The sequence below is a fragment of the Robertmurraya sp. FSL R5-0851 genome, from assembly GCF_038002965.1.
In the GTDB taxonomy this organism is placed as follows: Bacteria; Bacillota; Bacilli; order Bacillales; family Cytobacillaceae; genus Robertmurraya_A; species Robertmurraya_A beringensis.
Window position 1 is genome coordinate 2,554,527 of sequence record NZ_JBBOOE010000001.1, and the last position, 13,590, is coordinate 2,568,116.

Below are 13,590 nucleotides of genomic sequence, written 5' to 3' on the forward strand. Positions count from 1 at the left end.
TTATTCCTTTTTAAAAATGAAAAACAGTAATATTATGGGCAAAGTAGAAAGCAATGGCTCGATGCTATAAATGTGTTTGACTCCAAAACTAGAAAAAAGACATCTCAAAATTGAGATGCCTTCCTAAAATATAATATGTTTTTATAGTTCTTCCCCATTGGAAGCAATCACATTTTTATACCAATCAAACGATTTCTTCTTGCTTCTTGCTAATGTACCATTGCCATAATCGTCTTGGTCTACGTAGATGAAACCATAGCGTTTAGACATTTCTGATGTACCTGCACTAATTAAATCAATACAGCCCCAGCTTGTGTAACCAATAAGATCTACGCCCTCTTTAATAGCTTCTTTCATTTGTTCAATATGTGCACGCATATAATCAATACGGTAATCATCGTTGATAGAACCATCTTCTTCTACTTTATCGTAAGCGCCTAGACCATTCTCAACAATAAATAAAGGTACTTGGTAGCGATCGTACATTTTCTTTAATGTGATACGTAAGCCTTTAGGATCGATTTGCCATCCCCAATCCGAAGACTCTAAGTAAGGATTTTTCACTCCGCTAAAGAAGTTTCCTTTTTCCTTTTTCTTACCTGGTGCCCCACTAGCAACCATAGACATGTAGTAGCTGAATGATAGGAAGTCTACAGTATGTTGTAATAAAATTTCTTCGTCTCCAGGAAGCATGTTAATTTTAATATCATTTTCTTCAAAATAGCTCAACATATAGCTTGGATAATATCCACGAACTTGAACATCAGTGAAGAATAAGTTCATTTGATCTTCTTTTTGTGCTTCTAACACATCATCTGGACTACATGTTTCAGGATATACTTCCATACGAGCTAACATACATCCAATCATAGCTTCAGGAATAATTTCATGACATGCTTTAACCGCTCTTGCACTAGCAACAAATTGATGATGTAGAGCTTGATATACCGTTTGTTCTTTATGCTCCACTTCGTCAATTAAGATTCCGCTTCCGATATACGGAGAAAGTGTAGAGATATTGATCTCATTAAAAGTTAACCAGTATTTTACTTTTCCTTTATAACGGTTGAATACCGTTTCAGCATAATTTACAAATAAATCAACTACACGACGATCTGCCCAACCATTGTAATTTTGTACTAAGCTAAGTGGAATTTCGTAATGTGATAAAGTGACAAGTGGCTCAATTCCATACTTTAATAACTCATCAAATACCTTGTCATAGAAAGCTAGTCCTTCTTCATTTGGCTCTCTATCATCACCGTTTGGAAATATACGAGGCCAAGAGATAGACATACGGAATGTTTTAAAGCCCATTTCTGCAAACAAAGCAATATCTTCTTTATAACGATGGTAAAAGTCGATTCCACGACGCTTAGGGAAGTTATCTCCGCCTTTACCTGCTAAAAGATCTTCTAGTTCTTTTTTGCTTTTCACGTCCATTTCGATCTCATTACCACGTTCTTCTTTTGGAACAAATTGAACCATGTCAAAGATGGATAATCCTTTACCACCTTCGTTATATGCTCCTTCTAATTGGTTTGCAGCCGTAGCTCCACCCCATAAAAACCCATCTGGGAATTGATTGTTTTTCATGATTGTTCCTCCTAGTATTTTCTCTAAAATGACTTTAGTTAGTCTATAGGAATATAGTAATTTTAATTCGTCTGATAGTAAATATTTGTGGAGTATCTAGTTTTTAATAACAACGGTTGTTATACGTTACAAAGTTGTAACACTATGTTACATTAATAAAAGTATGATTAAAGAGCAGCGATTTTTAAGGAGTGGTTCCTTTTATGTTTACAAATGAGGTCATTAAATCATTCAATGAATTAGAAACATCTATATATAATTATGTTTGCCAAAATGGTGAGAAAGTTGCCTATATGAGAATACGTGAATTAGCCGATGAAACACATGTATCCACAGCTACCATATTACGTTTTTGCCGTAAACTTAATTGCGAAGGTTTTTCAGAATTTAAAGTTAAGCTTAAAATGCATCTGGGTGAAGAGAAAAAAACAACACTAAAGTATTCAGACCATTCAGTAGTTGAGTTTTTCGAGCGGACATTAAATGGAGATTTAGAAGAAAAAATTATAGAGGCAGCAAAACTAATTGCAGAAGCCGATCATGTTCTTTTTATCGGGAGTGGAAGCTCAGGTATTGTTGCTGAATATGGAGCCAGATACTTCTCTAGTTTGGGTAAATTTTCCCTTTATATAAAGGACCCTTTCTTACAGCTTCATTCCAAACACCATGATAAAAGCGTGACGATCGCGTTATCCGTGTCAGGTGAAAACTATTTTACAATTGAACACTTGAACCAATTAAAACAAGAAGGAAGTACAATTATTAGCATCACTAATAACACACGTTCAACAATTGCCAAAATATCTGATGTAAACATTGCCTATTACGTGACGGAAGAGATTTATGAAAAAGCCAATATTACCACTCAAGTGCCCGTCGTTTATATTCTAGAATCTCTTGCACGTGAGGTACATAGACAAAGCTAGAACATTTCTTTAGTCTGGTAGATTGCTAACACATTAGTAGACTCTCTTGAGAGATTTTCTTTTTCTATGTTTTAATATGTAAAAAAGAAAATTGAAGGAGTAGTACGATGTTTTTCTACATTTGCATGTCTCTATCTATCATTCTTATACCTGGTCCCGATATGATATTTGTCCTTACACAAAGTATTTCATCAGGTATAAAAGCAGGAGTCCGTACGATTTTAGGTTCCTTAACTGGAACCTTTATTCATACCTTGCTTGCTGCGTTTGGCTTGTCCATCATCGTTCAAAAATCACCATTTATCTTTGAAGTAATTAAGTATGTAGGAGCTGTTTATTTACTATTCTTAGCCATTCAATCTTTTCGTGAAAAAAGTCAACCAACTCAATTAGAACCAGAAGGTGCACAACTAAAAGGCTTCTTTAGAAAAGGTTTTATCACCAATATCGCTAACCCCAAAATGCCCATTTTCTTTTTGACCTTTTTACCACAATTTGTGCATATAGGTACAGGTGATGAATCATTTCAAATCTTTTTCTTAGGGATGATCTTCATTATTGAAACCTTTATTGTCTTTTTTGTTGTGTCATTATTCTCTTCCCGATTAAGGGACAAGTTGAGTGGAAACCCTTTGGTATCTAACATTATAAATTACTTTAAGGGAACGATTTTTGCTGGGTTGGGGATAAAATTACTTCTTTTAAGTAGGTAGAGAAGAACTTACGGGGTGTTAAGGAGAAGGAACACCCCGTTTGCTTTCTTCCGGAAGAGTACCCAATACCGAAATTACTGAACCAACTGCTTGAATCCAACTTCCAGTAAAGATAATTATATCACCAGGCGAATCTGAATTAGATTCAGATACTGATTCAGACTCTTCCTTATCTCTTAAGTTAATAGACCCTCCAATTGCTTGAAGCGAATTCCCTGTAGATTGGAGTAGGTTCCCGTATATATTGTAAATTTGCCCAGGAGCGGACGGGTCCTCAAATTCCTCCCCTAATGCTACACCGCCCCCTAATGCTTGTAATAAATTACCCGTGATCACTAATTTTTCTTCCGTTACTTCTTCTACATCCAAAAGAAGGCCAGCAACAACCGTACTGTTTCCTATTGCTTGAATCTCATTACCTAGTTTCTCGAGTGAGGGGGTTATTTGCCCATCTGCTTGAAGTGCATTGCCCGTCCCTTGAAGTGTATTACCAACAATATCTAAGCTTTTGTATAGTTCTGTGATTCTAGTGGACTGTGTAGGTATACTAGCTATCGCTGAAAGTATTGTCCCTATTGCGGTTATTACCGCTCCAAATATTTCTTTAACCTGATCGTCCATAACAAACTCCTTAATATTGTATGTTAAATTATATTCAACTCTTTTAGGCGTGTTACCCATGACCAGTCACTAACGAATGAACTTATAAAAAATAGACCTTCGCTAAACGAAGGTCCACACTTATTCTTTACGATCTCGGTTCCACTTTTTATACTCTAATTCTAAGTCTGTAAGTGTTAACTCAAACAAATGTCGCTCGTTCTTCTTGTAGATTCCTGCTTTGATTAAGTAATTAATTAAATAATTCTTTCTTTTTTCTACTGCTGATCTTAATTGTTTTGACATCCTCTATACCTCCAGTTTAGTTTATTCATTTACCAACAAGTCTTACTACTGTACTTTTGGAAAACCAAACTGAAATTTTTATATTCTGGATAAAATAAAAAGCCCCCTTAGAAACGGTCCATGTTCATGAACTGTTAACTAACAGGAGCCTTCGGTTGTCCGATCGGCATGTATTTATTTTTGTTATCTAGCATGTTTTTGTTGTGTTTTTCCTTTTGCTTGTAAAGGTAAACGGTGTTTTTCTATTTTATCGATTTGAGTCACTTGAGAGTCATGTACAGTTATTTGAACCGTCCCATATTCTAGGTTCTCGAGTAAAACCTTCACTTTTTCTAGTACTTGCTCATCAATTTGTCCTTTTGAAAGCAAGAAAATCATCCCCTTTGTTCAAAGTTAATCGATTCTCCAATAAATCCTCTAAAGTTGCTTGATCCAACACATACGCGATGGTATCTCTTACAAGCGACCAGAGCGGTTTCAGTTGACATGAAGGCTCTAATTGACAGGGTTCGTATTTCGTAATGGATGCACATCCCATAGGAGAAAGTGGTCCCTCTAACACCCGAATGACTTCACCAATGTTTATGTCCCTTGTCTCGCGTTTTAGGATATATCCGCCATTTGTCCCTCTTTTACTTTCTAAATACCCTAATTTTTTTAGCTTTAATAAAATTTGTTCTAAGTAACTTACAGTAACTAAAGTTTTATCTGAAATTTCTTGAATCGATATTACTCTTCCGTGATGTTCCCCAAGAACAAGTAATGCTCTTAGCGCATATTCTCCCTTACTTGAAACCTTCATTTGTTTTCCCCCTATTTTCCCCTCATTCAGTTATTCGAAAAGTCGAGTATTCTAGTCAACATTTTAACATAAAAAATTAATTGTTGAGTAAATCAGTCGACTTTTGCATATAAAATGAATTACTTTGTGATCTTTAGGGGGGGTCGGACTTAATTTAATACTTCACTTGCATTCGTATTTGTATTTTTGATTTTTATTACGATATATACAATAGAAGCTATCCAAATACCAGCAATACCTGTGTAAACAAACGGATAAACACTTGTTTGGTCAATCCATGTGGTTACAAGAGTTCTAGAATTAACTAGGATAATAAATCCGCCTACAAGTACACCCATTAATTGAGCATGGATTTTTTGTACTAACCAGGCAGCAATCGGTGCAGCAATTAATCCACCAATCATTAAAGCTCCTACCCATAACCAATTTACTTGTTCCCAACCAAGCGAGATTAAAAATCCAAGCGTTGCAGATACGGCAATGGCAAATTCACTTGTATCCACTGTACCAACTACTTTACGTGCACTGATTCCTTTTTGAGATAGTAAAACAGGCGTTGCAATGGGACCCCAGCCTCCTCCACCAGTTGCATCAGCAAAACCTGCGATCAATCCTAGTGGAATGGATTTTTTTCTTGATAATCCAATATTATTTTTCTGTTCTCCAACTTTAAACATAAATAAGAATCTAGCTAAAACATATACCCCTAGGGCAAGTAAAAAAATAGAAATATAGGGTTTTGCAAGATCACCAGGAATATTACTCAAAAATGTAGCACCTAAAAATGCTCCAATTGATCCAGGTATGACGAGTCTGACTACGGTTTGCTTATCAACATTCCCAAATTTAATGTGTGAAGCTCCAGATGCAGCTGTTGTTACCACTTCTGCTAAATGAACCGATGCGGATGCAACTGCTGGTGCAATTCCAAAAGCAAGTAACATGGATGAGGATGTCACCCCGTACGCCATTCCTAATGCGCCGTCTATTAGTTGAGCAAATAAACCAATAAACGCAAATACAATAAACTTTTTCATTTCATAGCCTCCAAACTTCTCAAGTAACTTTGTTTCTATACTATAATCCATATTATCCCTACCTGTAAACTAGGAATTTAAAAAATAATTAAAATTTTTTAATAACAATCTTTTGTTTGTTAAAAAGAACCTAATCGGTTTTTAAGTCCTACTTGATGGAATATCTTTACACTAGGTGAATTTTTATTTAGATCGATTGATTTAGGAGGGATTTACATGCAGGCAGTTGTTTGTTCAAAGTATGGGAATTCTGAAGCACTTTCATTAAAAGAGGTGGATAAACCTATTCCTAAAGAAAAGGAAGTGTTAGTGAAAATACATGCCTCTTCCGTTAATTATGGGAATCTCGTCCTTTTAAAAGGCGAACCGTATTTGGCTCGATTGGCTTTTGGTTTATTTAAACCCAAATACTCCATACCTGGAGGCGATATTGCAGGTGAAGTTGAATCAATAGGCACTGGAGTAAAACAATTTCAACTAGGTGAGGAGGTGTTCGGTGATTTATCTGCATACGGCTGGGGTGGATTTGCAGATTATGTTTGTGTTCCTGAAGATGCTCTTGCACTAAAACCGAAAAATATATCATTTGAGGAAGCAGCAGCGGTTCCTATGGCTGCAGTTACTGCTTTGCAAGCACTTCGGAATAAAGGGAACATTCAACCTGGACAAAAAGTTTTGATATATGGAGCATCTGGTGGTGTCGGAACATTTGCTGTGCAAATCGCAAAATCCCTTGGTGCTGAAGTGACAGGGGTGTGCAGCACAAGAAATATAGACATTTTACTCTCAATTGGTGCTGACCATGTCATCGATTATCAGAAAGAGAATTTCTCCCAAACACAGGAAAAGTATGACTTGATTTTAGGTGTAAATGGAAGCCAGCCCTTATCCGTTTATAAGAGATCATTGAATCCAAATGGCATCTTTCTTCACGTCGGAGGATCAGGAGAACAGTTATTTCAAACCATGCTACAAGCACCATGGACATCGATCATAGGAAAGAAGAAAGTTAGAAATATACTTCAGAGAGCTAATCAAAAAGACTTAATCTATGTGAAACAATTACTGGAATCAGGTCAAGTGAAGCCAATTATCGATAGAACATATAAATTAAGTGAGATTACTGATGCTTTCGATTATTTCTCAGAAGGTCATGCTCAAGGTAAAGTCGTGATCACCGTTTGATATGAATGATAAAAACTTATTTCCTCAAACTCTAAAAAATAGAAGTACTCCCTTGTCATATTCCCTATGTAAAAAGTATAATTTTGTTAACTCAAAGAACCCATTTTTATTGTTTTCTGGAAACTAAAACAATAAAGATGGGTTCTTTATATTTTTAGGAGGGGTTAGATTTTGTATCGCTTGGTTTTATATTCATTTTATGTTTTTCTAGGAGCCTGTTCGTTCGGTATTTTGTCAACGATTGTGAAATTGGCTTACAAAGAAGGGTTTAGTTTTCGAGAAGTAACAGCCGGACAATATGGATTTGGATGGGGAATTATGCTTATCCTAATGATTATTTTCTCTAGACAAAAAGTTAGTTTGAAACAGTTTATACGTTTGGCGGCAGTTGGCGCCTGCACGGCACTGACTGGCGTTTTTTACTACTATTCCTTACAAACTATTCCAGCCTCTATAGCGATCATTTTACTTTTTCAATTCACGTGGATGGGAATATTGATTCATTCAATAGCAACCAAAAAATGGCCATCTAAATCCACTCTTCTATCTCTCATTTTCTTAATATCAGGCACTATTTTAGCAGGTGGAATGGTTGGAGGCAATGTCAAGGAAATAGATATATTAGGAATGATTTTTGGTCTACTTGCTGCTTTTATGATGTCCTTATTTATATTATTAAGTGGCAAAGTGGAAACTCAACTCCCTTTAATTACTCGTAGTTTCTACATATCTACTGGGGGTTTATTAGTACTACTAACCATTTTCACACCTAAAGTGTTGTTTTCTTCATTCGGAGACGATATATGGTTTTATAGCTTCCTTTTAGGTGCCTTCGGAACAGTTATTCCCATAGTTCTCTTTTCCCTAGGAGCCCCTAAGATAAGTCCGGCTCTTGCTAGTATCCTTAGTGCTGGAGAACTCCCAGTAGCTGTAATCGCTTCTGTATGGGTACTTCAAGAACAGGTAACCTGGGTGCAATGGTTAGGTGTTTTGATTATTTTGTCAGGCATTGCTTATCCACAAATCGTAACCTATCAAGCAACAAAACACTCCAACCATGTAAAGGTTTTGTAAATAATGTGTGTTATAAGTAGAAATACTAGGGATTAATGGTATAATCGATTTCGAAAGTCAATATCGGTTTCCTATATTGGTAATTTGGAGGTGAATCTTTGGAAGACAAGGTATTGAGGAAACTATTTCTAGGCTTTATTCACATTCATATTTTGCATCATGCCAAGGAAAAACCAATCTTTGGTGTGTGGATGCTAGAGGAACTAAAAGAACATGGCTACAACATAAGTTCTGGTACTCTCTACCCTATTCTTCACTCCATGGAAGAAGATGGATTGTTATCAAAGAAAGAGAAAAACGTTGAAGGGAAAATACGAAAGTATTATTCAACAACCGATAAAGGCATTCACATTTTAAATGAGGCTAGAATTAAGGCATATGAATTATTTAAAGAAATAAAAGATTAGCTTTTGAGGTGATATGGTGAATCAACTGAAATCATTATTGGAAATTCTTATTGTGTCTACCAAATTAGGATTAACATCCTTTGGCGGTCCAATTGCCCATTTAGGTTATTTCCACAATGAGTATATTCGCAAAAGAAAGTGGTTAGATGAAAAAAGTTACGCTGATTTAGTCGCACTATGTCAATTCCTCCCAGGTCCAGCTAGTAGCCAAGTCGGGATTGGAATTGGTGTCATGAGAGCTGGAGTTCTTGGAGGAATTGTCTCATTTATCGGTTTTACTCTCCCGTCGGTTGTTGCCCTTATGGTATTTGCTCTTTTACTTCGTGGATTTGAAGTAGGTGAAGCGGGTTGGATACACGGATTAAAAATTGTTGCTGTTGTAGTCGTTGCCCATGCAATCTTAGGTATGGCAAGCAATTTAACTCCTGATATGAAAAGAAAAGCAATTGCACTATTTGCTCTCATTGTAACACTCCTTTGGCAAACAGCCTTCACTCAGGTAGGAGTGATTGTCATTGCAGGGATTCTCGGATTTTTCCTTTACAGACAGCAAACAGATACACATGAACAAAACATGAATTTTCCAATAAGTCGGCGTTTTGGAGTCATTTCTTTATTAGTATTTTTCAGCCTTTTACTATTGCTACCAATTTTAAGAGAGGCCACATCACTTCATTGGGTAGCTTTATTTGATAGTTTTTATCGATCAGGTTCATTAGTTTTCGGTGGCGGACATGTAGTATTACCATTACTAGAACGTGAATTTGTTCCGACTGGAATGTTAATGGAAGAAGCATTTTTAGCTGGTTATGGCGCTACTCAAGCCGTACCTGGTCCCCTCTTTACCTTTGCTGCTTATTTAGGAACAGTCATAAGCGGTTGGCAAGGTGGGTTATTAGCGACAGTTGCCATCTTCTTACCTGCATTTCTTCTTGTGTTGGGAGCCCTACCCTTCTGGGATACTATACGCCGTAATCCTAAAATAAAAGGGGCATTAATGGGGGTAAATGCGGCGGTGGTAGGCATTCTAATATCCGCCTTCTATCAACCTATTTGGACCAGTTCCATTTTAGCACCAATTGATTTTGCTTTTGCTGCGATTTTATTCAGTATGCTCGTATACTGGAAGCTCCCTCCATGGATTATTGTACTAACTGGTGTGATCGGTGGATCACTCATGACACTTATATAATGATTGAAAAAAGTAGTAAAGAATACTACCAAATAATAGACCAAATGTATCGTCCTCCTACATTTGGTCTTTTTATTCCCCATTTATTAATTTCTCTCGATTGTCCGATTGAGGTGGTTCCTCTAACCAACCATGTTTGATCATAATATTCGCTCCATCCTCTGCATAGAGGGCGATCTCAGGTATAAGGGATGCATATTTCAACCCTAAATCTCTACGAGGACTCCCAGACATGGATGCACCATAATTTCCTATACCAGCCGCAATCATACCAGAAACGTGAAACATCATTAGTTTCTCTGAAAAAACAGGTATGGTCGAATCCGACAGAGCGGTATCCCATGTCATTGGGGCAGGTAAATCTTCCTTTTTTAGAATGTCACTAAAAATATCGATATGCTTTTGCGCAATTCGTTTTCCTCTTATAAAGTAATCTTTTACCTCTCTTGATTGAGCTGTTTGAGCAAAACCTGTAATTAACGTTTTTCCTATGGCATTTGTTTGGATATTATTAAACAACATCGTAATTTCTTGTGCCAAAAGTGCCCTTTTTTCTCCTAAAAATCCAGTTAAAAAGCTTTGTCTTTCAATAAAATCAACTTTATCTGGAGTAGAAATAAAGGGTGGTCGGACATAAGTCCCTTGCTTTAGCATTAAATCTCGTGTTAAATCTTGTAAGCCAACTGCTTTTTTCAGAACACTTTTAAAAAAGGTTACCACTTCTGGCCTAGTGACCAAACCTAGTGAAACTCCTCCTGCCGTCATCCCAAGGACAGACATATTTCTTAAGTACATTAAGAAATATGTATCCGAGAAAAGTCTCGGTGCGTTTACGTGTACATCTTTTTCAGTAAAACCCATCGGGACGGGAAAGCTTTCTTTTGTAAATAGCTCCTTTAAAAAGGTGATATTTTGTTTTGAAGCGTTTAGAGCATATTCAATTACGGTTTTGACTTCCATATCTTCTACCTTTTCTAAAAAATAACTATTTACACAAATGGAAGCTGTGTCGTTAATATATTGAGTCCATAACATCGCCATTTCAGCGGCCGTCAACCGAATTTTTGTCTTATCATCCATTCCATATAACACCCTTTAAGTTGTGTAGTTATTTTAGCTTTCCAAACATTTATTGGTTTTATAAGGAAACGTTCGTAATTTCACTTTTTTTCTAATAAATTTAACTCTGTAGGATATTACTACTGATAGAGGATTTATTTTACATACACCCTGAAAGGATGATTAAGATGGAATATGGTACACGTGAGGAAATTATGAACACATTACAACAATCTTTTCACACGTTAATGGATACCTATAAGTTAGAAGATATAGGTCTTTTCGAAGAGCAAGGGCAAAATGGAGAATATTATATTGGCTATACCATTAACCAAAATGGTGGAACATATATGCTTCATCAAACATATAAAATGAATCAAGATGGACAATTTTCACTTATTAATAAAGAATGGACTATAGAAGCGGATGAACCAAAATTTGATGACAAAAAAGGATATGGGAGCATAGAGGATGCTTTACAGCACTTGCACTAATACATAAGTAATGAAAAAGGTGCACAAATCCAGTAGGATTCATGCACCTCTTAAAATTAGTGACCAACTGCTTTTTGTTTACCCGACATGAACCAACCACCAAGCGCGATTAATAACATGACAGACCAGAAGATGGTATTCCAAATTGGACCTTCAACAAAATCGTGTGAAATAATGTGAACAGATGGATGGGCAAGAGTGTGCATAAGGAGTTTAATCCCTACCCAACCAACTAATAGCATGGCAGCACGCTCTAGACTTGGACGTTCAGTTAAGATCTTAACAAAGAATGCTGCAGCAAATCGGATAACAATTAACCCTGCAATTGCACCTATTAGGATAACAATGAATTGAGCTGCATCCATTCCACCAATATCTCCTAGCGGTGTGTCTGGTAAAGCAAGAACAAGAGCAACGGCAGCCAAAATAGAATCCACTGCAAAGGCAATATCGGCTAAAGCGATGGAAGCTACAGTTGCACGATAACTTTTCCCTTTCGCGTCCTTTTCACGCTCGTGCTTCGTGAACAAATGCTTTAAAGCAATATAAATTAAGTACGCTGCTCCAATGGCTTGTACTTGCCACACATGGAATAGAAACGAAATGATGAAGATAGCCCCTATTCTAAACACGAATGCTAAAAGCAATCCGATATTTATCGCTTTTTTCTGTTGGTCTTCTGGTAAATGCTTTGCCATAATCGCTAAGACCAGGGCATTATCAGCAGATAATAAACCTTCTAGCACAATTAAAATAAGCAAAACCCAACCATATTGTAACAATAATGATACTTCCATTTATTTATTCCCCCTATTTAACAATTCCAGTACTTTTTCTAGTGGATGATAAACTTCCCTTTCCTCTTCTTTTATTGTTTGCAGAAACACAAGTTTAACTAATTCTACATTTAGGTACTTTATCCCTTCTCTTACACACTTTTCCATAAAAAAACCTTTACTTTTTGTAAAGGCAAGGTCAATATTGTTTAGTTGAAGGTCCATATCTTTTTTGAGCCCATAAAAATACATTGGTCATGAATTTTGCTGTAAGTAAGATTAAAACGTACCCGACAAACAAATAAATATAATTAGCTTTTCCATACAGTTTAAATAAACCAAGTCCTACAAGTAATGGTTTAAATACAAGCGCAAAACCACCTGCCGTTAATATAGCATATAAATAGTAGTTCTTCTTATGATTTAACGTCCATTGATACATAAGCATACAAACTACCGGGACAATACTGGCATCTACTGATAAACTTGGCAAGGAAGGTAGTAACTGAAAAGGATAGTGCCAATATCCTGCATTCATACCATAAATATCAACATAAGCAAGAATTACGTGTACACTATAGCCATAAAATCCAATTAAAAAAATCTTACTTTTATCAATTTTAAAAAATAATATTAACAATGGAACAACAAGTATCGATACCATTATCCAGAACTCCAATGTAGAGTACAAATGATATTCTTTCCAAATCTGAATTAATAAATCGGTTGAGTCTTCTCTCAATTGTACGGCTTTGTCGAATTGTTCAAGACGGGTATTTGACAATTTAATCATCCTTTAAAAATACAATAATAACTGTATCCTTACCCATTTCGACCAATCATATCCAAAGAAACACGAATTATAAATTTTTTACGCACTCATTATTCAGGAAATTCCTTCGAACCAATATAGTACTCCTCAATAAGTTTACGGTGATGTAATTCATGACCTGCAATAATGCATACTATTGCACGAACAGAAACCTCTGATCCATTAGCTTTTCCTCTACGTATGTATGCTTCTTTTGGAAGGCTTTTTATTAACTGTAACGTAGATTCCCGAGTGATTTCAAAGTTTTCAAGTAAATCTTGTAGGAATAGAGAATTGAAGTAAGCATTTCTTACGTATTCATTATCATCATAGCCTGGTAGTTCAGCTTTTTCGCCACGTGCAAAAGATAATAGCCTATATCCCATGATTCGTTCAGTATCCGTAATATGTCCGATCACTTCTTTGATACTCCACTTTCCTACTCCATAAGAAAAATGGGCCTGTTGCTCAGTTAAACCCTTAAGAATATCCACTGTTTCGTTCATTTGTTGCAATAAGATACTAGTCAAATCTCCCTCAGGAACCAAGTCTACATACCTGGAATAATAAGATGCATATTCAGTTGACTTTAGCATTTGTTTCATTCTTGTT

General features: G+C 36.2%; 17 protein-coding genes. 7 read left to right on the top strand and 10 right to left on the bottom strand.

Annotated elements, in window-relative coordinates:
* Positions 1-141: 141 nt before the first annotated feature.
* Complete coding sequence (locus MKX65_RS13025; RefSeq protein ID WP_160546807.1) at positions 142-1,596, bottom strand: 6-phospho-beta-glucosidase; 1,455 nt, start codon at positions 1,594-1,596, stop codon at positions 142-144.
* Between the two features lie 203 nt (positions 1,597-1,799).
* Between MKX65_RS13025 and MKX65_RS13030 the strand changes: the two genes are divergently transcribed.
* Both MKX65_RS13030 and MKX65_RS13035 read left to right on the top strand, forming a co-directional pair.
* Complete coding sequence (locus MKX65_RS13030; RefSeq protein WP_160546809.1) at positions 1,800-2,522, top strand: MurR/RpiR family transcriptional regulator; 723 nt, start codon at positions 1,800-1,802, stop codon at positions 2,520-2,522.
* A gap of 107 nt (positions 2,523-2,629) precedes the next feature.
* Positions 2,630-3,235 (top strand): LysE family translocator, encoded by a 606-nt coding sequence (locus MKX65_RS13035; RefSeq protein WP_160546811.1) that lies wholly within the window; start codon positions 2,630-2,632, stop codon positions 3,233-3,235.
* Between the two features lie 18 nt (positions 3,236-3,253).
* Here MKX65_RS13035 and MKX65_RS13040 read toward each other — a convergent pair whose 3' ends face one another.
* The 5 genes from MKX65_RS13040 to MKX65_RS13060 form a co-directional block, all read right to left on the bottom strand.
* Positions 3,254-3,856: a DUF6944 family repetitive protein gene (locus tag MKX65_RS13040; RefSeq protein WP_160546812.1), complete on the bottom strand. Its 603-nt coding sequence runs from the start codon at positions 3,854-3,856 to the stop codon at positions 3,254-3,256.
* Between the two features lie 120 nt (positions 3,857-3,976).
* Entirely contained in the window at positions 3,977-4,141 is a 165-nt protein-coding gene (locus tag MKX65_RS13045) for a Fur-regulated basic protein FbpA (RefSeq protein WP_160546814.1), read from the bottom strand.
* Positions 4,142-4,324: 183 nt separating this feature from the next.
* On the bottom strand, positions 4,325-4,510 hold the full coding sequence (locus MKX65_RS13050; RefSeq protein ID WP_160546815.1) for a DUF2292 domain-containing protein: 186 nt from the start codon (positions 4,508-4,510) through the stop codon (positions 4,325-4,327).
* Positions 4,488-4,943, bottom strand: a complete 456-nt coding sequence (locus tag MKX65_RS13055; protein WP_160546817.1) for an Rrf2 family transcriptional regulator — start codon at positions 4,941-4,943, stop codon at positions 4,488-4,490. The genes MKX65_RS13050 and MKX65_RS13055 overlap by 23 nt, the downstream gene beginning before the upstream one ends.
* Before the next feature lie 149 nt (positions 4,944-5,092).
* The gene (locus MKX65_RS13060) at positions 5,093-5,980 is read right to left on the bottom strand and encodes a TSUP family transporter (protein WP_160546818.1); all 888 of its coding nucleotides are present in this window, start codon (positions 5,978-5,980) and stop codon (positions 5,093-5,095) included.
* Between the two features lie 216 nt (positions 5,981-6,196).
* Here MKX65_RS13060 and MKX65_RS13065 point away from each other — a divergent pair, with 216 nt between their 5' ends.
* The 4 genes from MKX65_RS13065 (at position 6,197) to MKX65_RS13080 (ending at position 9,838) form a co-directional block, all read left to right on the top strand.
* Complete coding sequence (locus MKX65_RS13065) at positions 6,197-7,165, top strand: zinc-binding dehydrogenase (protein WP_160546820.1); 969 nt, start codon at positions 6,197-6,199, stop codon at positions 7,163-7,165.
* Positions 7,166-7,336: 171 nt separating this feature from the next.
* Positions 7,337-8,239, top strand: coding sequence for an EamA family transporter (locus MKX65_RS13070; protein ID WP_160546822.1), 903 nt, complete (start codon positions 7,337-7,339; stop codon positions 8,237-8,239).
* A 98-nt stretch (positions 8,240-8,337) separates the two neighbouring features.
* Positions 8,338-8,646, top strand: a complete 309-nt coding sequence (locus MKX65_RS13075) for a helix-turn-helix transcriptional regulator (RefSeq protein ID WP_160546823.1) — start codon at positions 8,338-8,340, stop codon at positions 8,644-8,646.
* A gap of 25 nt (positions 8,647-8,671) precedes the next feature.
* Positions 8,672-9,838, top strand: coding sequence for a chromate transporter (locus MKX65_RS13080; protein ID WP_340906250.1), 1,167 nt, complete (start codon positions 8,672-8,674; stop codon positions 9,836-9,838).
* 72 nt (positions 9,839-9,910) lie between these two features.
* Here the strand turns inward: MKX65_RS13080 and MKX65_RS13085 are convergent, their stop codons facing one another.
* Positions 9,911-10,918 carry a DUF3231 family protein gene (locus tag MKX65_RS13085; protein ID WP_160546826.1) on the bottom strand — a complete coding sequence of 336 codons (1,008 nt, stop codon included), beginning with the start codon at positions 10,916-10,918 and terminating at the stop codon, positions 9,911-9,913.
* 167 nt (positions 10,919-11,085) lie between these two features.
* On the opposite strand from MKX65_RS13085, the gene MKX65_RS13090 reads away from it, so the two are divergent.
* On the top strand, positions 11,086-11,391 hold the full coding sequence (locus tag MKX65_RS13090) for a DUF5634 family protein (RefSeq protein ID WP_160546827.1): 306 nt from the start codon (positions 11,086-11,088) through the stop codon (positions 11,389-11,391).
* A 56-nt stretch (positions 11,392-11,447) separates the two neighbouring features.
* Here the strand turns inward: MKX65_RS13090 and MKX65_RS13095 are convergent, their stop codons facing one another.
* From MKX65_RS13095 to MKX65_RS13105, 3 genes are all read right to left on the bottom strand, one after another.
* On the bottom strand, positions 11,448-12,188 hold the full coding sequence (locus MKX65_RS13095) for a TerC family protein (protein WP_160546829.1): 741 nt from the start codon (positions 12,186-12,188) through the stop codon (positions 11,448-11,450).
* Positions 12,189-12,366: 178 nt separating this feature from the next.
* Positions 12,367-12,951, bottom strand: coding sequence for a CBO0543 family protein (locus tag MKX65_RS13100; RefSeq protein WP_160546830.1), 585 nt, complete (start codon positions 12,949-12,951; stop codon positions 12,367-12,369).
* Positions 12,952-13,049: 98 nt separating this feature from the next.
* Positions 13,050-13,583, bottom strand: a complete 534-nt coding sequence (locus MKX65_RS13105; protein WP_160546831.1) for a DinB family protein — start codon at positions 13,581-13,583, stop codon at positions 13,050-13,052.
* Positions 13,584-13,590 lie beyond the last annotated feature (7 nt).